The organism is Mucilaginibacter paludis DSM 18603, from assembly GCF_000166195.2.
GTDB classification, from domain to species: Bacteria; Bacteroidota; Bacteroidia; order Sphingobacteriales; family Sphingobacteriaceae; genus Mucilaginibacter; species Mucilaginibacter paludis.
Genome location: NZ_CM001403.1, coordinates 1,543,610 through 1,561,976 on the forward strand (window position 1 = coordinate 1,543,610; position 18,367 = coordinate 1,561,976).

Below are 18,367 nucleotides of genomic sequence, written 5' to 3' on the forward strand. Positions count from 1 at the left end.
AGGAGCTTTCCTGTAGCCCCTGTGGTCTAAGCAAAGATGTATTTTTGCATGCGCAAAAAAATCTTTGCTGGCCTTGAGGCCAGGGGATTTGCTCGGAACTCGCAAACCCTGAACTTTCTAAAAGTGTAGTTTATGACACGAAAGAAAGTGAACGAACCCGAAGACCTGCTCAGCCGAAACCTGATTATCCGGGTTACTGAAAGCACCTATAACCGGCTCGAAAAATTAAGGGAAGACAGCAATAATCTTTCTATAGCAGCGGTGGCCCGAAAGATCCTGTCCGGCCAAAAAATCAACCTTTACCACCATGATGTTTCGCTAAACCCAATCATGGAAGAACTGGCCCTTATCCGAAAGGAACTGAAAGCGATTGGCGTAAACATCAACCAGATCACCCGCAGCTTTAACCAGGACAGAACCGGAACCAGCCGGGCCTACCATGTTACCAAAGTAGCAGAACTCTATAAACAGGTGGATATAAAGGTAGACCGCCTGCTAAAGATCATTTCCAAACTCGCAGAAAAATGGTTGCAAAAATAAGTACCGGCAAAAGTATCAGGGGGATGTTGCACTACAATGAGAACAAGGTAACAGCCGGAGAAGCCAGCCTGATCCTGGCCAGCGGGTTTGCGGGAGAGATAGAAAAAATGAATTTCAATCAGAAGCTGCAACGCTTCAACCACCTCACCGAACTTAAGCCCAATGTCAAAACCAATGCCCTGCACATTTCGCTGAACTTTGATGCCAGTGAAAATTTGAGCAATGCCAAATTACAGGACATCGCCATCGCCTATATGGAAAGGATAGGTTTTGGTGACCAGCCTTTCCTGGTCTACCGCCATGACGATGCCGCGCACCAGCACATCCATATTGCCACGACTAACATTACAGCTGCAGGCGAACGCATCGACCTGCACAACATCGGTAAACTCCTATCTGAACCCGCCCGGAAGTCCACCGAGCAGGAGTTTAAGCTTGTAAGAGCCGAAAGCAGGAAGTTCAAGCAGGAACCCGGCATTAAGCCAGCGGACTTGACCAAAGCACAATATGGACAGTTACCCACCAAACGGGCGATCAGCAATGTGGTGACAGCGGTAACAAGGGATTATAAATACACCAGCCTTGCCGAACTCAATGCGGTACTTAAAAGCTTTAATGTAGTGGCCCTGCGTGGTGCCGAGCATACCGCCATGTTTGAAAAAAAGGGCCTGATGTTCTCTTTGATAGATAAAAACGGTAAAGCGCTGGGAGTTCCGATCAAAGCCAGCTCCTTTTATAGCAAACCAACGCTAAGGAACCTGGAAAAGAAGTTTGAGAAAAACATTGAAAAGCGCAAGGTCTACAAAGAGCCGTTAAAGAACGCCATTGATCAAACGCTTCGAAAATATACCGCCATCAGCAAGTCGACCTTTGTGGCAGAGCTCAAAAACTACAACATCCAGGTGGCTTTCCGCAGTAATGAACAAGGCCGCACCTATGGCATCACTTATATAAATCACGGTAATAAATCAGTCTTTAATGGCAGCGACCTGGGCAAGGCGTACAGTGCAAAAGCATTAATAGAGCAGTTCACCACTACGGATAAATTAAAAGTTAAACCGCAACAAACATCATTGCTTACCAAAAACAGGCCATCAGTTAACCTGCTGGAAAAGGAACAGAAAGACCTGCCGAACCTTTTGCACAGGGAACCCGATAAATTATTGCAGTCCCTGCTGAAAAACCCGAACAGAGAAGACGGCAGCCCGCTTATGCCAAGGAAAAAAAGAAAGAAACGCAAGGGTATGCGCTTCTGATCATCCATTAACCATTAAATAAATACAGCTATGCAAACCGGAGAAGACACCCAGGGACTAAGAAAGATCATCGACTTTACAAGGCTCATCAGCCTGTTCATACTTAGTATCCATTTTTACATCAGCTGTTATGCCGCCTTTCAGGCCTGGCACCTCACAGCGGAGATCACTACCCGCATTGTGCTCAATATCGGAAAGACCGGGCTTTTTATGGGCATGCTCAAACCAAAGCTGGCAGCACTCGTATTTCTGCTCATTTCCCTGATCGGTGCCAAAGGTAAAAAGGAAGAAAAAATCAGAAAGGATACGATTGCCATTTATCTCGGGGCGGGCTTGCTGTTATATTTTATCAGCAGCTTATGTTTCTATCTAAATGCTTCGGCGATAATTATTACCATCAGCTATATCGGGCTAACTGCTATTGGTTATTTGCTAATCCTTACCGGTGGTGTAAGGCTATCCCGCCTGATTAGCCTGGGACTAACCAAAGACATTTTTAATACCGAAAACGAAACCTTCCCGCAGGAAGAACGGCTATTGGAAAATGAATACTCTGTTAACCTACCGGCACGCTATGCCCTTAGAAAGAAGATCCGCAACTCCTGGATCAATTTTATCAACCCATTCCGGGGCTTGCTTGTTGTTGGTACGCCCGGTGCCGGTAAATCTTATTTTGTTATCCGCCATGTGATCGACCAGCACCTAAAAAAAGGGTTTTCCATGTTCATCTATGATTTCAAGTTCGATGACCTGACGAAGATCGCCTACAACAAGCTGATCAAATACAAGGGAAATTTTAAGGTTAAGCCGCAATTCTACCTGATCAACTTCGATGATCTTTCCCGTACCCATCGGAGTAACCCACTTGACCCGCAAAGCATGGAAGACATTACCGATGCAACCGAAGCGTCAAGGACGATCCTTTTGGGCCTGAACAGGGACTGGATCAAAAAGCAGGGCGAGTTCTTTGTAGAAAGCCCCATTAACTTTTTAACGGCTATTATATGGTATTTGCGCAGATACCGTGACGGCAGGTATTGTACGCTGCCACATGTGATCGAACTCATGCAGGCCGACTATGAAGAGCTGTTTCCATTATTAAAGGAAGAGGAAGAAATTAAGGTGCTGATCAATCCGTTTATCTCAGCCTACCAGAACAAAGCGACCGATCAGTTGGAGGGACAGGTAGCCAGTGCTAAGATCAGTCTGGCCCGGTTATCTTCACCGCAACTGTATTACGTGTTATCCGGCAATGATTTCACGCTGGACATCAACAACCCGAAATCACCCAAGATCGTTTGCATGGGCAATAATCCGCAGAAGCTGCAAACCTACGGCGCGGTGCTATCGCTCTACATATCCAGGGTGATCAAACTGGCGAACAGGAAGAACCAACTCAAAAGCAGCCTGATCTTTGATGAGTTCCCTACCATCTATTTTAATAACATAGACAGCCTGATTGCTACAGCCCGTTCAAATAAGGTATCTACCACTTTAGGCATCCAGGATTATAGCCAGCTCAAAAAAGATTACGGGCGAGAACAGGCTGAGGTGATCATGAACATTGTCGGCAATATCATCAGCGGGCAGGTGACCGGCGATACTGCCAAGCAGCTTTCCGAGCGGCTGGGCAAGATCATGCAGGAGCGCAATAGTGTGAGCATCAATAGTTCCGATACATCAGTCAGTAAATCAACGCAACTGGAGTTTGCCGTACCTGCTTCAAAGATCTCCGGCCTGTCTTCAGGTTCATTTGTAGGCATGGTGGCAGATAACCCGGACGAAAAGATCGAGCTGAAGATATTTCACAGCGAGATACAGAATGACCATGCGGCTATCAAGGCTGAGGAAGATAATTACCAACCCATTCCGGCTGTTGCAAACGTAAGCACATTGGATGTGGAAGAGAATTACAAGACGATCAAAGCAGATATTGCTGACCTGATAGAAAGAGAAATTGGCATACTGACTGCAAGAAAAGAAGCGCTGGATGCGGCAAAGCAAGAAGTCAAGGAGCACGCCGAAGCGGAGGTTACGCCCTCTGCTGTTGCGTCGAAAGAAATTATAAAAACAGGCAGTAAAAGCCCTGGAAAACGGCAATCCAGGAAAGTAAAAAGAATGTTGACCCAACGCAAGAAAAGCGATATTAATCAACAGAGTTTAAAAGAACGGCCGGTATCGAGATAGAGACGATAGGCACCAGATCGGGCGATGTCAATATACAGTTATAGAGCATAAATCAACAAATATTTGTAGCGGAATAAATAGGTGTGATAAAAAAATTACACCTGGCAATAAAATCCTCAACGTTTATTCAGAGGCGGAATTTTACAATTTTAGCTATAAAACACATGCTCCAAATTATACAAAGCTCGCTCTCAATGTGATGGTAACATTAAGTTAATACTATTATGAATACTTTTGTATTATAAATAACATGGCAAACCACAATGACGGTGAATACTGTGCAGCAGGATATTACAAGTTGGCTTAGCGGCGATGATGCCGCCTACCGTCGTGTTTTCGATTATTTTTACAATAAACTATACCAGACCTGTTATAAAGCTACCAAAGCCCGTGAGGACAGCGAGGAAATGGTCATGAATGTTTTTCTGAACATCTGGCAGCACCGGGCTGAACTTGCACATATCGATGATTTTGAAAAATACCTGTTCCGCTCAACAAGAAATCAAATTGCCGATTTCCAGCGTAAGAATATTTTACAGACCCAGGATATAGACACCCTGCCACTGGAACAATTGGGCAGTGCCGATCATCCTGAACTGACCTTTAAAGAACTGGAACAAGTCTATCACCTGGCATTGAACAGACTGCCGGAGAAACAACGGGAAGTATTTTTGATGAGCCGGGAACAAGGGTTAAGCCAGAAACAGATCGCCGAGAAAAAAAACATTTCTCCCAGTACGGTTAATAACCACATCACCTCGGCGATGAAAATTATTCGCAATGATATGGGAGAATACTCAGAGGCTTTACCTCTGATATTACTCGTTACCGCCTACTCCATTTCCTGATATTTGCGAGCCTGCAAAAAATTCTTTGATTTTTTCCTAAGATCATATAGTTACTCACTTAAATATCAGTTTACAAGTAATTTATGCGGCTAATTCCACAAAAAACTCCAGTTTTTGTGTTAATTAATTGTTAAGTGAAATACACCTAAGTATTAAATTTCACTTTGACATAGTTATACCGTACTAAAACTTACGTCTATCCTTATAGAGGGCCTGTTGTAATGCTCGTCCTAAAATATAACAATAGAAAAGTAGGCATAAATGAAAAGACCAGGTGAACAAACACTAATCAGATATTTTTTAGGGCAATGCTCTCCTGATGAAGAAAAGGTTGTCAATGCGTACCTCGCCTTGAAAATTGACCAGGACTATATAGAGGCTTGTCTGCGTGAGGCGTTTTACATGCAGGAAGATGGACAAGATCCTACGGCCAATCACGAGCAACGTAACCGGGTTTGGAGTAATCTTATCGCCAAGCAACAGGAAGCTCCGGTTATCAGGTTGAAGCCACGCAAGCTATGGTATCGCTACGCTGCCGCCGTTGTTCTTGTTATGTTCAGTGCGGGCACTATTTTTTTATTAAATGGCAGGCTAAACCACTCCCAGGAAAAAACAGCATGGCAACACGTCGAAGGATTAATTGGACATCCTAAAACAGTAACCCTTGATGACAGCAGTATGGTGACCCTATTTCCAGGCTCTGCTATTGATATTCCATCCAACTTCAATAAAACAGACAGACAGGTCAAATTAAATGGTCGCGCGTTTTTCAAGATCGCCCACAATAAGGAAAAACCATTTTATGTGAGTGCAAGAGAATTGACCACTAAGGTACTGGGGACTTCGTTTGAAGTGAACAGCTCGGGAACTGAAAATATCATCACGCTTCATACCGGAAAAGTAAGTGTTATCCGCGCCGATAAAGAGATCGCAAGGTTAATCCCGAACCAACAGATCAAATACGAGCAGGCTACTGGGAAATATGATGTAGCTGTCGTAGATGCCGCCCATACGCTGAACTGGCTACAGGGTGAACTGGATTATGAACGTGTACCACTTAGTATTATCATCAGCGATATAGAAAAATGGTACGGGGTAAAAATTCAGGTAGAACAACCTGCTTTACTGAACCAGAAAGTGATTTTCAGCTTTAAAGATCAATCGCTTAGCCGTGTGTTGTCCCTGCTATCAAAATCAGCTGATTTCAGCTACGAAATAAAAGGTAAACAAGTCATTTTAAAGGAAAGGAACATGGGAACAAACTAATACTTAAAGGAAAACCGCCCTGCTGCAAACAGGACGGTTTGAATATCAACTGATAGCGTCAGTCAATACAAATAAACAAGCGGGTTCTTGACCCATATCTATTATTTAATGCAAATATGAAACAAAATATAACATATTTAGTATGTTTTCTGCTTACAATTTTTATTACCCAGCCTGCATTTGCTCAGGTTCAGGACAAAAAGATAACCTTACCTAATGCACCGGTAACCGGTCTTAAGATCGTAACGGCCATTAAGACCCAAACTGGATTACGCTTCAATTATGCCGAAGCACTTGACACGAAACTGGCTGTTACTGTAAAAACAGAAGGCAGTCAGATTACCGTTAAGACTGCACTTGAATTAATTAAAACAACGTGTGGACTGGATTACGAGATAGACAATGAGTATGTCACTTTAAGCCAGCCTGCTCCGAAAAGCCCAAACGCATCAGCCGGCGGCGGCCCCGGCACCCTTAAAGGCCGTATTGTTGAATTTGAAACATCGCAGCCACTTCCCGGTGCATCCGTTTACATTGTTGAGCTTCAAAAAGGGATGGTATCTAATAATGAAGGCTATTATAGGTTTAACAACACCCCTGAAGGAAAATACACTTTGAAGGTTACCTACATCAGTTATAAAACCGAAACTATACAGGTTGAAGTAAAAACTGGTAAAGAGGAAAATTACGACGTAAAAATGCAGGGTTCTAATTCTCTGCAAGAGGTGGTTGTAAATTCAATCAGGAAAAGCCGTGCTCCGGTTGCGCATAGCACCGAAAGGCAGATCTTAACAGAAATCAAATACGCGCAGTCAGTAGTCTCCGGCATTTCGTCTGAACAAATCAGCAAAACAGTTGACCGGAATGCTGCGGAAGTTGTTCGCAGGATTTCAGGTATCACAACTGTAGATGATAAATTCATTGTGGTTCGCGGGTTGAATCAACGCTATAACCTTACTTACTTGAATGACAACGTCGCACCGAGTACAGAAGTGAACAGCCGGGCTTTTGCACTGGACCTGATCCCGAGCCGTATCATTGACAAGATTCTTATCTATAAATCGCCCCAACCCGAGAATCAGGGAGATGCTACCGGTGGTGTAGTCAAGATTTATACAAAAGATGCCAAAAAGGTTAAACACTTTGATATTGAATGGCAAACAGGCATACGGACAAATACATCTTTCAATAGTAACTTTCTGACCTACCAGGGTGGTAAAACAGATTTTTGGGGATTTGATGACGGCACACGTAAACTGCCTGCGTCCGTGCCGGGATATAATAGCTTGGCTTTAGCCAGCCTGACGCCCTCCCAATATGCAAAAACGTTTTCTCCTATACTTAACTACGGAAAGAAAACAGCCTTGCCTAATCTTCAATTAACTGCCAACTACTATAATTCCTTTAAAGTTTTTGGCAAATCATTATCTACGTTAAGTTCTTTGAGCTATAAGAATGAGGCGCAAATCACTGATCTTACGCGTTCACAATTATACCAGGGACGTTATGCCTCTGGCGATAAGAACAGTAATGAAAGCCGTAACATTGCGCTTATACAGCTTAACCTGCTGCAAAATTTCACATTATCCCTACGTGACAGCAGCAGTATTTCCTTTAAAAATTTCATTCTTCAGCAAGGGCAAACCAATACGATAGATCGCGTCAGTTCTTCTGCTGCGCAGGGTAGCCTCACACAATCAAAGGATAAGGACATTATTCTGTCATACAACCAGCGATTGCTGTACGCGGGAAATCTGGGCGGCTCGCATTTTTACGAAAAAGGGAAACAACACCTGCAATGGAACCTGGGATATACTTATAGCAAGCAGGAATCACCCGACCAGCGCGTGGTGCGCCTTACCGGCAATACCTCGGTATCATCTGTTGGTGATTCGAGCTTATCGTGGCGGGCCCGAGGTTTAAGCTTTGGCGACGACAACGGAAATCCCGTTGCTTTGAAACTGGGAATCATTTCCAGAACATGGACCCGCAGCAGCGAAGGTGTATATAATGCTTCTATAGATTATACCAATCAGCTAAAGCCATGGTTGTCCCTTAAGCTGGGTGCCTACCAGCAATGGAAAATGCGGCAGCTATACCGTCGTGTTTATACGGTTCATGAAGGAGATGTGACGACTGATAAATGGTACACTTATGTTCCCGGAACCGATCATTATGTTAATCCCACCCTGGTACGTTTTCACGAACAGGACCTGGGCAATGTATGGAGCCCTGCTTATTTACGTGATGATTACAGTGGGTTGCGCGTAAATGACAACACTTCCGGAAGCGACAGCTATATCGGGACAGAGCAAAACAACAGTGGTTATGCTGCGCTTAGTATCAAGCCATTTGGGAATATGCTGGATATTTATGGGGGCGTTCGTTACGAATATAACCGTCAGAAAATCGGAGCGGCAATTCCAAAAGAAAACAATCTTCAGATCAATGTACCAATCCTTGTCGATAATCCCACCAGATCATGGTTGCCATCATTGAATATCTCTTTGAGACCTGATGAAAAGTGGGTGGTTAGGGCTGCTTACGGTAAAACCGTCAATCGTACAGAATTCAGAGAAGTATCACCTTTTGAGGAACAGGATTATGAAAACAATACCATCCTGAACGGTAACCCCAAACTTAAATCAGCTAAGGTGGAGAATTACGACACACGTATAGAGTTTTATCCAAAAAACAACAAGGGCGAATCTTTCAGCGTTGGGGCATTCTATAAAAAGATACAAAACCCTATAGAGCGGATCAATACCTCCGACAGAACGACTCCTGAAATTATTCCAACCATTTCTTACCAGAATGCAGCATCCGGGACGATTAAAGGGTTTGAATTTGAGTTCAGAAAGTCGCTTGATTTTATTCCACTGAATGCTTTCAGGAACTTTTCCATAATAGCCAATGCCGCTTTAATTAAAAGTGAAACCGTAAACGATACGCTGGTAAGTGCATCGCTTGCTGTAGCCGATACCGGCGGGCGGCGGCCTTTACAGGGCCAGTCACCTTATGTGATTAATGCGGGGTTGTATTATGAAAATGCCGGCCTGGGTACCAAGGTTTCCCTGATCTATAATGTATCTGGCCCTAACATTTATGCTGCAAGCAGGGGTTACGCATATAGCAATTTGTTAGACGGCCCGCGGTACCGGGGGAGCCTGATAGAACTACCCCGGCATCTGATAGATATTTCTGTTACCCAACGTCTGCTCAAGTCGTTGCAGCTAAAAATAGGTGTTCAAAACTTACTGGATCAATCGGTAAAGATGGCCGAGGATATCAATTTCACCAACAAGTACGAACCGCTTAAACATATCGCCGGTCAACCGCCTGCAAAATCTATTGAAGGCGACAATATTACCTCGTCATATAAACCCGGGCGTTATTTCACCTTTACATTTTCTTATTCCCTGTAAAATGGATATACACAAACTAATAAAAAATTTACAAACCTGTTTTGCCAATCATACAGGTCTGTGGGCGTTGCTCTTGATCACTTCGCTGGGCAGTTGTAAAAAGGCTGATAATTATTATCAGAAGCTATATGATCAGCCTGAAATATTTTCCTACTATAACAAAGTGTACGGCATTGGTGATACCCTGACCATCATTGGTCGGCTAAACCCTAAAAACAACCTCGTAGTTCATATAGGCGATGCAGATGCCAGAGTGATTTCAACCATTAGAACAGTGGACTCCCTAAGTGGAAATATCGCAAAGTTAAAACTGGGCTATAGTGATTCCCTGGATGTTGTAAAGTTGATGATCACAACAGAGATGGGCGTAGGGCAAAACCGCGCGATCAGCATTACTTCAGCGGGCAATACCATACAGGTACCGGCCATAGAAATTGTTCAAAACAGCGTGGTGGGTTACCTTCCTAAACCATTGAAGCTGGTATCACAATATCAGCAGCAGGCTGGCGCCAGGCCGTTATTCTGTCAAAATGGAAAGGGAAGCATTTATTTATGGAATACGGATGGAAGTGTCACGCTGATAAAAAAGGATGGTTCAACCAGCCAGGTATTTGATAATACCGTTTTCAAAGATAGTTTTGGCAGCTTTACCGTAACTGCCTTTAACGGCGGTGGCGTTGATCCGCAGGAAGCGACCATCTATTTTTCTGTAGTTACCGCTGACGGCAGCAGCGATAACACTGCAAATACGATCTACCGGTTGTGTAAATATGATGTAGCAACCAAACAACTGACCACGTTAAATCGCAGTTTGTATGCTAAAGCCGTCAACGCCCATACTTTCGCAGCAGCACAGCCTTTTGAGGGTAATATTGCTCAGGTGAAAATTTTCCAGGTGACCGGTATCCATCCCGATAGCCAGGGGAATGTGTACCTCGACCTGAATTCGCATTTTATTACTAAACTAAGTAAGGATGGCGGATACAAATATGTTTTTAATCTAAAAAATTATAACGACCCAGCACCATTCATCCCGGCGATCATCCACCCGGATTTTGGTAATATCAGTACTTTACAGCAAATCCATCAATTGCTTCCAGGATTAAAGATCTCATCCGCTTATAAAGTGGGGATAGATCCTGGAGCTGGCCTGCTTTACGCCGCCAACCACCCCTTTGGTTACCAGTTAAAGCAGTATAGCCTGATAAACCAGGTCGAACTTTATGCTATGCCTACCAGCTGGATATTCAGCAGTTTTAGCAATCAAAAAATGTATTTGTCCGGTTCGTTTGGGGTGCTTACCGGTCCCGAGGAAAATCCGACTGGTACCATCTCACCTGCATTTGGCTATATGCCGCTACCGGATCAAAAATTGGTACTGCTGCTATATCAGGAAGCTGAGACCAATCCGAAATGGAGAGACCAGTCGCCTGCATGGGAAATGCTTGATTTTAAGAAAAAACAGGGACAGCGCTATGCACCGGGCAAACTTGTCCGCGGAACCTACAGCATGATGCTTAATGATGTATTGCTTAATTATGATGAGGACGGTATGTTGTACATGACTGCCAATTCCCAGAAAACAATCGCTAAAACCGCCTTCCAATGAAAACAACAACTATAAGATCTGCACTCAAATACCCTTTTATGACAATAATGCTATGTTATTGCCTGTTGTCCTGTAAAAAAGATTTTCAAGCTACGGTGCCGGGAGACGGCAGGGGAAGCTATATCAATTTCTACAATGCTTCTGAAGCATTGATACAATCCGGCAATGGAACCACGTTTTTAACCCAGGAGAACAGGGTGTATATCAACGATTCTATATCCAGATCTCCATTTTTTCAATATCCCGTTTTTAGCACCGCTTACAGTGACAGGGAATTTCCTTTAAATGCCAACGGATCGAACTCGTTTCAGATCTCCGATGAGATCACCGTGCCATCAGATGCCAATTATAGCTTAGTATATTGGCTGCCAATCCTGTCTGGCCGGTATAAATTTATATTTACTTCGGGCAATAAAGTTTACCTTAAAGATACCACGGTGAGTCTTGAGCCCAAAACCTTTGCAGCGCAGTATTTAGTAGAGGGGCCGGAATCAGATATGGCCTATCGTATCGTTACAACACCTGTTAAAGAAGAACAGGAAAAAGGCAAAACAACACTACAGGTGGTAAACCTCTCACCTGATGTAGGTAAGATCGACGTTTGGCGGGCCGGTGAAAACGGAAAAAGAATCACGACTGATCTGCCGGGGGCACTTGCCTTTGGCGAATATTATACCAGTCATGCCGATACCACCGGAGCATCCGCTACAAACGGTAGGCTTTACCTGAATGTTTCCCCAAGCGGGAGCAACCAGGTATTGCTCACGGTGGCCGTGCCCGCAGTTTCTGAAAGTTCGTTTATCGTGCAGGTACAGGGATTTATTCGCCAGGCGAACAGACGGATCAAATCCAGCAATACGGATTACGCAACCATATCAATTAAACCAAACTTCAGGATCAAACTCAGGAGACTCTACTAACTAAAACCTTTTTATAAAAGCAAACTTATGGCTTCCCTCCGGGTATAGCCCGCTTGTTGTTGCCTATAAAATCAGAAACTTAAAAATTCAAATTATTAAAAAAAGATCGATAAAAAAATCAAAATCAAGGAAATGAAAACAAAAACGACAATTAAACAAACATTGACCGCGCTAGTAATAGCGCTTAGTATTGTATCCTGCAAGAAGGATAAAAAGGCCGATCCGGTGACACCTCCAGTTGAGGTAAAAGTGATCTCGCTTACTGATCTCAAAACGCTGAGCGCCGGTGCGTCGGTAAAAGTGCCTGATGGTAAAAAGATCAGCGGCATCGTTATTTCTGATGTCGCCGGGAAGAACACTGACACCAAAACGGTGATTTTACAGGATGCCGCCAGCCAGACCGGTATTATCATCAATTTTGATGCGGCGCAAACCTTTGCTCCGGGAGATCAGTTAGAAGTAAATATTTCCAATCAAACGCTGGCCCAAGTAAACGGTGAAGTAGTATTGCAGAATATTCCTGCCGCCAACGCTAAAAAGACCGGCACAGGAACTGTAACAGCTAAGGCGACGACTATCGTAGATATTAATACCAATAAAATAGCATGGAATGGCACACTTGTAAGTGTAAATGCAACTGACTTAACTTCTGCTAATAGCAAATACGAAGGTAACTTAACGATTAAAGATGCTTCGGGAACACTAACATCCGCTGTATTGACCACAGCAGCATTTACAGGTACTGCTTTACCCGTAAGCGTTAGCAAAATTACAGGCATAGTACGTTTGAATGGCACGGACGCTCGATTGGATATTCGCTCTCAAGCTGATGTTACTCCGGGTGATATATCAAAGATTATTAGTGATGATTTTACAACCTGGACGGATGCAACCCCAGGTACAAACGTAGTTACGACATCTAAAGAAGCATGGTATGCTATTTATTCGAACCTCGGTGCATTGAAATATAAAGGAATTGCAGCAGACGCAAATTTTACGGTTACAGACAAGACCTATCCGTATTTACCTGTTTGTGACGAATATGTAGGTCCGGGAAGTCAGGGTTCATTTCTTGCAGTCGATCCTGCTCTGGATTTTAAAGGGCTTAAATCTATTAAAGTAACGTTTGCAGGCAGTAATGTTGTTGGTAAGGGGCAATTTACCGGAGTACTTTCTCCATTACTTAATGGAAAGAACACGACAAGTCCTTATAATTTTCAAGCATTTGATGCTAATACTGATAAATTAAAAATTGGAATTTATGCAATCGTCAGTGGTACCTGGTATTTTTTAGCCGAATCAGGTGAATATAAAGAAACAGGGAAATTCTTTACGGTAACTTTTAACTTTCCAACAACCGCTGCTGCATTACAAGCAGCCAACCCACAAATACCTGGGGGTACCGCTCTATCTGATTTTATGGAAAAACCTGCTTTCTCTATTGTAAATCGCTCAATAGGAAATCCTTCAGGGACAGATTATAAGCTAAAGCAACGCCCTATTTTAATTGATAAAGTTGAATTAGGCTTTTAGAATTATGCAGGGCATCTCAAAATCGAGGCATGTGCATTTGATGGATGCCCTGCTTCAGTTGGAACAGCTTTTAGGTAAGGAATGCGAATGTTTGCAACAGACAGGTGAATACCGGGTGGAACTGGAAACGATGCACCGGAATTATGAGCGTTTGCTGGATGATCTAGAAAAGGTGATCACGGATTACAGTGTATTGTACGATCAGGTAAAAATTCAGTTCCTGGGTAAAAAGCTGAAAGAACTGAAAAAAGAAATTTCGGTGGAGATGCCGGGTTTCCCGGTGCTGGTACAAAACATTAGGATAGCTTACGGTACTTAGCCGATCCTCTTAATATATTGATTGTAATCAAGGGCAGTGCAGCAATGCCTGCCCTTTTTAAAAACTTTGATGATGCGTAGCACTTATATCGCTGTTTCGATTTTATTGGTTCTGGACATCGCGGTTTTACTTCTGGCCCGCTGGTTTGACAGGCGGTATTATCTGCCATTCTTGGAGACGGTAATGAAACAAAAGAAAGAGCCGGTTGACAACCCTAACCTGGTACCATTAGGTATAGTTGCCGCAGGTGGCGGCTTATTGATCTATACCCTGATCGGCTTTGCCTGGGTATGTTTAGGGCATAAATAGATAAACGCAATTAATGCCATTACAATAAAGCTAAACTATGGAAACTGCAACGATGATCGGTTTTGGAATGTTGATCGTTTTTTTGATCGGTGTCATTATCGCCATTATCAATGACACCCGGAGGGAAAAACGATTTTGGGATAATTGGAAAAAAGAATAGCACGATTAAAAACACAGCAATTAATTAATTAAATGCCTATGATGTAATTTTACAATTTAAACTATAACAACATATATACATTCTGCGTCTACACGCTTCCTGTCTGAGAAAACGACTAATTTTTTGAATAAAAAACAGGAGCAAGTTTACGCCTGCGAAAGTGCGGGCTGGCTTGTTCTGTTTTTTGGGTATTTAGTCGTACCTCTCAGACAGTTCGGGTCATTCCCGCCCTTTCGCATTTAACCTAAACTGGAACACCGACAGTGAGAAGATTATGATCAATGCGAAAAGAAACGACAAGGGGCTGGTAACGGAGCTGTTAACGGCCGCCTTTAATGACAATTTAAGTGTAAATTATATCGTCAGACAGGACGATAAACGCGAAGAGCGCATCCGTGCGCTGATGGACTATTCCTTTGAAGTATGTTACCGTTTTGGTGAGGTATGGCTGTCGGAAGACCGAAAAGCCTGCGCCCTGGTACTGTTCCCTCATCAAAAAAGAATCACTTTTGCTTCTGTATGGCTGGATATAAAGCTGACCTTAAAAGCTGTAGGGATCAGCGGCATTAAAAAGGTGCTCAACCGGAAAGCAAAGATCAAGGCCAAACAACCTAATGAGCCGATGAGTTACCTTTGGTTTATTGGGGTCAGCCCACTTTACCAGCACCAGGGCACAGGCGGCAGGTTACTAAAAGAAGTGCTCGGCCATGCGACTGGCCTTCCGGTATACCTTGAAACCTCGACAGAACGAAACTTGCCCTGGTACGAGAAACATTGTTTTGCTGTTTACGATACCCTTGATCTGGGTTACATATTGCATTTTCTGAAATATGAACCTAAATAAATCGGGCTATGCTGGTGTTTGGAACAGAGATGCATGTGGTTACTTTATTTTTTGTCACACTGGAACTGGTGATGTTTGGGGTGCAGTTTGGCTATTATCTGAACCAGCCGGAGGACAAGCCCCGTTTCTGGTACCTGTTGTTACTGGGGCTGCTGATCGTCTATAACGTTTCAGGGGGATTTTTCCCTGATAGCAAAATTACTTTTATATCCATCCGGGCGCAGAACATCATTGCATACGGCAGTGGTTTTCTCATGGCCTCTTATTTTCCGTTTTATTTTTACATGGCTTTCGAGCTAAAACGGTTACGCTTCCACGCCATTTACGGTGTTCCCTTGTTCCTGCTGTTGCCTTATGTTGTATTCTTTATCATTTCCTATTCCCTGAACGACAATATTGATTTTGCGGTCAAGTACGGGATCATTATCCCTTTTTTTTATTCCTTTATCGTGCTTCGCGCCATACTCATTGCGATCAGGGTGCATTATAAGGAGAACCGGAATCGGCGTTTTTATATCGAGGAGATAGCGGTCTATTGCGCTGTTGTGCCTTGGGTGGCAATGGTGCCGATCACTTATTTTCATTTCAGTCAGGTCATAGAAGTGCTGTTTACAAATCTGGGGTTCCTGTTCATTACAGGCATGTTTATTTTTAATGCGGCCAGACGTGCCAAGCAGGAAAGGGAAATGTATGCAGAATTGGAAGTTATCCCCATTGATCAGGTTGCAATTGACGCGAACTGCAAGCGTTTTGCCCTTTCGCCCCGGGAAAATGATGTGGTTAACATGATCTGCCAGCGGCTTCGCTACAAGGAGATCGCGGAAAAACTATTTATCTCCGAAAGAACGGTCAACAAACACGTCCAGAACATATTTAACAAAGTGGAGGTTACCACCCGTTCTGAACTGGTCCGTAAGATGAATAGTTTTTAAGTTAGTGTTAAAATCGGCTTTATTTCGATTGCTTAACCTTAGCGTAATCTAAATTACGCAAACAATGCGTAGCAAATTACGCATCAATTGCTCACTTAAAAGGTCAAAATCTCCCTCAAATTTGTCGCTTCATCTTAAAAAAGAAGCACTATGCAAAGAACGGATACGCATCTCCTGTGAGGCTAATCGTCGGAAAATCCGGCAGGCAGCAGGAATCATTTAACCTGTTTACTATGTTAGAAAAGATGAGTGAAAAGCTGTACGGACAGCTTACCGGCGACATTGAGAAAATTGTCGCCAGGGAAACAGAGCCTTTTAAAATTCTGTCTGCGGTGCTGAAGTGTGTCAGGGAGGCACTTAAAAAGTTAAAGGATCATGTGCTTAAAAATCCCTTTGAGGATGAAGCGGCCCAGATCCATTTCTTTAAACACATCAAACCCAAATTCTTTGCCCTGCGCATCTATTACCTGGAATGGTATGGTATCGTAACCAGCATCCCTGCCGGGGACAAAGAAGTGCTGAAAGCCGCCTATAACGAGGAACTGAAGGTGATCCAGCGTTTCTTTAGGCTGATTGCCTTTTATTACCAGTACTACGGCCTCGGGGCAACTGAACTGGACAGCCTTTTATTTGTGCGTGGCGTAGAGGTGCAAAGCGTGCTGATCCCGGAAGTGCCGGAACTTGACCCCGAGTTTGCCACCAGTTGCGATTACCTTTTTTCCAAGATCAGGGCCTTTGAACAGTTGCAGGAATTTGTATTGACCAGGATCAGGGAACTCGACCCGGCTTCCATCCCGCCGGAAGTTCCAACCAAAAGACAACCAAGTGAGAAACTGGTATGGACGGGCGATAAAGTGAACCTGGTAGAGATCATTTACGGTCTTTTCTTTACCGGCCAGTTCAACAACGGCAACGCCGATATTGCCCTGATCATTCGTTTCATGGAGGAACACTTCCAGGTGGATCTCTCCCGCACTTACCGGGACTTTATGGACATTCGCAACCGCAAGACAACCGCCATTACACGGTTTTTGGAACAGATGCGGGAAGCGATCCTGGCGCACATAGACGATGCACTTTCCCTGAAGAAATCAAAAAAATTAGCTTAATAATCAATTGGTTGAGATTAAATCGTTCGCAAGTTGCGAAGTGCTTGCGAAACGAAAATGGACGGGCTTTCAACCTTTGCTTTTGTAATTCCTGCCGCAATGGAGCGGCAGGGCAAAAGCAAAACATTATGTTGGAACAATTCACCTGGCAACAGTTTTTGGTTGCCGCATTCGTACTCTCGCTGGTCTGGTACCTGGCCATTTTTCTGCTGTATTACCGGGACAAGGCAAAGGCCATTTTTACGCCAAAGACCAAGGAGAAACCGCCCGAAAAGCTGATCAGGGAATGGGAAGAAGAACTGGAAGACGAGCCTGAAATGAAGGAACCTGGAAACGGGGGCCTGATGGGAAGGCCCGTTGAACCGGAAGGCATGGAAACGGTAGCGATGGACGGTATCCGCTTCGCTGAAAAACCGGACAACAAAGAGCAGCAACTTGGGCTGGTGCCCGACGTTTTGGAAGAGCTGAAAGGCATCTTTAACAGGCTGGAAAAACAGGACGGCAGCAAGACAGATTTCTTTACGCTGATCGGGGTGCTCAAAGAGCAATATCCAAAGATAAGTTCCAGCGATAACCTGGAAGAGATCAACCGCTATATCCGGGATCATGTGCCCTTCTCGCTCAGCGATGAAGAACTCGAAGACCTCTGGGATTAGCAGCTTCTCATACCGACCTCCATCTATGTAATCATCTTTTTAATCAGTGCAAACTAAGAAATCATGAAAAATCAATTCATTAGCCCTAAAAAACAAGCCTTCGCCAAGTTCCTGTTATTGTCCCTCACCCTTTGCGTGTACAATATGCTGACCAGCCTGTCACTTTTCGCCCAGGACGGAAATGCCGGCATTTCCGAAGCAACCAACAAGGTCAAGGGATATTTCGACACCGGCTGTGACCTGATGTATGCCATCGGCGCAGTTGTCGGCATCATAGGTGCTATCAAGGTCTTCAACAAGTGGAACGCGGGAGAACCGGATACCAATAAGGTGGCCGCCGCCTGGTTCGGCTCCTGTATTTTCCTTGTGGTCGTAGCCACCGTGCTCAAATCATTCTTCGGCATTTAACCTATAGCCCTGCCTTTGGCACCGAGCTAAAGGCAGGGCTTTAAAA

At 44.0% G+C, this 18,367-nt stretch carries 17 protein-coding genes; all 17 read left to right on the forward strand.

The annotated features are described in order from the left end of the window. The first annotated feature begins 132 nt into the window (after window positions 1-132). The 17 genes from mobC (MUCPA_RS06520) to MUCPA_RS06595 all read left to right on the forward strand — a co-directional run bounded on the left by mobC (MUCPA_RS06520) (window position 133) and on the right by MUCPA_RS06595 (window position 18,321). On the forward strand, window positions 133-540 hold the full coding sequence (gene mobC / locus MUCPA_RS06520) for a plasmid mobilization relaxosome protein MobC (RefSeq protein WP_008505224.1): 408 nt from the start codon (window positions 133-135) through the stop codon (window positions 538-540). Further along, window positions 525-1,796 (forward strand): relaxase/mobilization nuclease domain-containing protein, encoded by a 1,272-nt coding sequence (locus MUCPA_RS06525; RefSeq protein ID WP_008505225.1) that lies wholly within the window; start codon window positions 525-527, stop codon window positions 1,794-1,796. Before mobC (MUCPA_RS06520) ends, MUCPA_RS06525 begins: the two co-directional genes overlap by 16 nt. Before the next feature lie 30 nt (window positions 1,797-1,826). Then, window positions 1,827-3,983, forward strand: coding sequence for a conjugal transfer protein MobC (gene mobC / locus MUCPA_RS06530; protein ID WP_008505227.1), 2,157 nt, complete (start codon window positions 1,827-1,829; stop codon window positions 3,981-3,983). A 263-nt stretch (window positions 3,984-4,246) separates the two neighbouring features. Beyond that, entirely contained in the window at window positions 4,247-4,831 is a 585-nt protein-coding gene (locus MUCPA_RS06535; protein WP_008505228.1) for an RNA polymerase sigma-70 factor, read from the forward strand. Window positions 4,832-5,092: 261 nt separating this feature from the next. Next, window positions 5,093-6,097: a FecR family protein gene (locus MUCPA_RS06540; protein ID WP_008505230.1), complete on the forward strand. Its 1,005-nt coding sequence runs from the start codon at window positions 5,093-5,095 to the stop codon at window positions 6,095-6,097. Window positions 6,098-6,213: 116 nt separating this feature from the next. Further along, window positions 6,214-9,522: a TonB-dependent receptor gene (locus MUCPA_RS06545; RefSeq protein WP_008505231.1), complete on the forward strand. Its 3,309-nt coding sequence runs from the start codon at window positions 6,214-6,216 to the stop codon at window positions 9,520-9,522. Between the two features lies 1 nt (window position 9,523). Further along, window positions 9,524-11,131, forward strand: coding sequence for a hypothetical protein (locus MUCPA_RS06550; protein ID WP_008505233.1), 1,608 nt, complete (start codon window positions 9,524-9,526; stop codon window positions 11,129-11,131). A 38-nt stretch (window positions 11,132-11,169) separates the two neighbouring features. Next, on the forward strand, window positions 11,170-12,051 hold the full coding sequence (locus MUCPA_RS06555) for a DUF4397 domain-containing protein (RefSeq protein ID WP_217220428.1): 882 nt from the start codon (window positions 11,170-11,172) through the stop codon (window positions 12,049-12,051). A gap of 132 nt (window positions 12,052-12,183) precedes the next feature. Further along, a complete protein-coding gene (locus tag MUCPA_RS06560) occupies window positions 12,184-13,584 on the forward strand; it encodes a DUF5689 domain-containing protein (protein ID WP_008505236.1) in 1,401 nt (466 codons plus the stop codon). Window positions 13,585-13,588: 4 nt separating this feature from the next. After that, window positions 13,589-13,903, forward strand: a complete 315-nt coding sequence (locus MUCPA_RS06565; RefSeq protein WP_008505238.1) for a hypothetical protein — start codon at window positions 13,589-13,591, stop codon at window positions 13,901-13,903. Between the two features lie 69 nt (window positions 13,904-13,972). Further along, the gene (locus MUCPA_RS06570; RefSeq protein ID WP_040625756.1) at window positions 13,973-14,212 is read left to right on the forward strand and encodes a hypothetical protein; all 240 of its coding nucleotides are present in this window, start codon (window positions 13,973-13,975) and stop codon (window positions 14,210-14,212) included. Between the two features lie 37 nt (window positions 14,213-14,249). Further along, window positions 14,250-14,372 carry a putative holin-like toxin gene (locus MUCPA_RS38815; RefSeq protein ID WP_008505242.1) on the forward strand — a complete coding sequence of 41 codons (123 nt, stop codon included), beginning with the start codon at window positions 14,250-14,252 and terminating at the stop codon, window positions 14,370-14,372. A 274-nt stretch (window positions 14,373-14,646) separates the two neighbouring features. Beyond that, window positions 14,647-15,216 (forward strand): GNAT family N-acetyltransferase, encoded by a 570-nt coding sequence (locus MUCPA_RS06575; RefSeq protein ID WP_008505245.1) that lies wholly within the window; start codon window positions 14,647-14,649, stop codon window positions 15,214-15,216. An 8-nt stretch (window positions 15,217-15,224) separates the two neighbouring features. Continuing rightward, a complete protein-coding gene (locus MUCPA_RS06580; RefSeq protein WP_008505247.1) occupies window positions 15,225-16,148 on the forward strand; it encodes a helix-turn-helix transcriptional regulator in 924 nt (307 codons plus the stop codon). Between the two features lie 233 nt (window positions 16,149-16,381). Continuing rightward, window positions 16,382-17,257 carry an RteC domain-containing protein gene (locus tag MUCPA_RS06585; protein ID WP_040625757.1) on the forward strand — a complete coding sequence of 292 codons (876 nt, stop codon included), beginning with the start codon at window positions 16,382-16,384 and terminating at the stop codon, window positions 17,255-17,257. A 128-nt stretch (window positions 17,258-17,385) separates the two neighbouring features. Beyond that, the gene (locus tag MUCPA_RS06590; protein WP_008505249.1) at window positions 17,386-17,913 is read left to right on the forward strand and encodes a hypothetical protein; all 528 of its coding nucleotides are present in this window, start codon (window positions 17,386-17,388) and stop codon (window positions 17,911-17,913) included. Window positions 17,914-17,976: 63 nt separating this feature from the next. Next, window positions 17,977-18,321 (forward strand): DUF4134 domain-containing protein, encoded by a 345-nt coding sequence (locus MUCPA_RS06595; protein ID WP_008505250.1) that lies wholly within the window; start codon window positions 17,977-17,979, stop codon window positions 18,319-18,321. The last annotated feature ends 46 nt before the right edge of the window (window positions 18,322-18,367 follow it).

What these genes read in the sequence shown, in the direction of transcription:
- MUCPA_RS06565 (WP_008505238.1), top strand. Translation starts at nt 13,589, where the DNA reads ATGCAGGGCATCTCAAAATCGAGGCATGTGCATTTGATGGATGCCCTG.
- mobC (WP_008505227.1), top strand. Translation starts at nt 1,827, where the DNA reads ATGCAAACCGGAGAAGACACCCAGGGACTAAGAAAGATCATCGACTTT.
- mobC (WP_008505224.1), top strand. Translation starts at nt 133, where the DNA reads ATGACACGAAAGAAAGTGAACGAACCCGAAGACCTGCTCAGCCGAAAC.
- MUCPA_RS06585 (WP_040625757.1), top strand. Translation starts at nt 16,382, where the DNA reads ATGTTAGAAAAGATGAGTGAAAAGCTGTACGGACAGCTTACCGGCGAC.
- MUCPA_RS06540 (WP_008505230.1), top strand. Translation starts at nt 5,093, where the DNA reads ATGAAAAGACCAGGTGAACAAACACTAATCAGATATTTTTTAGGGCAA.
- MUCPA_RS06595 (WP_008505250.1), top strand. Translation starts at nt 17,977, where the DNA reads ATGAAAAATCAATTCATTAGCCCTAAAAAACAAGCCTTCGCCAAGTTC.
- MUCPA_RS38815 (WP_008505242.1), top strand. Translation starts at nt 14,250, where the DNA reads ATGGAAACTGCAACGATGATCGGTTTTGGAATGTTGATCGTTTTTTTG.
- MUCPA_RS06560 (WP_008505236.1), top strand. Translation starts at nt 12,184, where the DNA reads ATGAAAACAAAAACGACAATTAAACAAACATTGACCGCGCTAGTAATA.
- MUCPA_RS06580 (WP_008505247.1), top strand. Translation starts at nt 15,225, where the DNA reads ATGCTGGTGTTTGGAACAGAGATGCATGTGGTTACTTTATTTTTTGTC.
- MUCPA_RS06590 (WP_008505249.1), top strand. Translation starts at nt 17,386, where the DNA reads ATGTTGGAACAATTCACCTGGCAACAGTTTTTGGTTGCCGCATTCGTA.
- MUCPA_RS06575 (WP_008505245.1), top strand. Translation starts at nt 14,647, where the DNA reads ATGATCAATGCGAAAAGAAACGACAAGGGGCTGGTAACGGAGCTGTTA.
- MUCPA_RS06545 (WP_008505231.1), top strand. Translation starts at nt 6,214, where the DNA reads ATGAAACAAAATATAACATATTTAGTATGTTTTCTGCTTACAATTTTT.
- MUCPA_RS06555 (WP_217220428.1), top strand. Translation starts at nt 11,170, where the DNA reads ATGACAATAATGCTATGTTATTGCCTGTTGTCCTGTAAAAAAGATTTT.
- MUCPA_RS06570 (WP_040625756.1), top strand. Translation starts at nt 13,973, where the DNA reads ATGATGCGTAGCACTTATATCGCTGTTTCGATTTTATTGGTTCTGGAC.
- MUCPA_RS06550 (WP_008505233.1), top strand. Translation starts at nt 9,524, where the DNA reads ATGGATATACACAAACTAATAAAAAATTTACAAACCTGTTTTGCCAAT.
- MUCPA_RS06525 (WP_008505225.1), top strand. Translation starts at nt 525, where the DNA reads ATGGTTGCAAAAATAAGTACCGGCAAAAGTATCAGGGGGATGTTGCAC.
- MUCPA_RS06535 (WP_008505228.1), top strand. Translation starts at nt 4,247, where the DNA reads ATGACGGTGAATACTGTGCAGCAGGATATTACAAGTTGGCTTAGCGGC.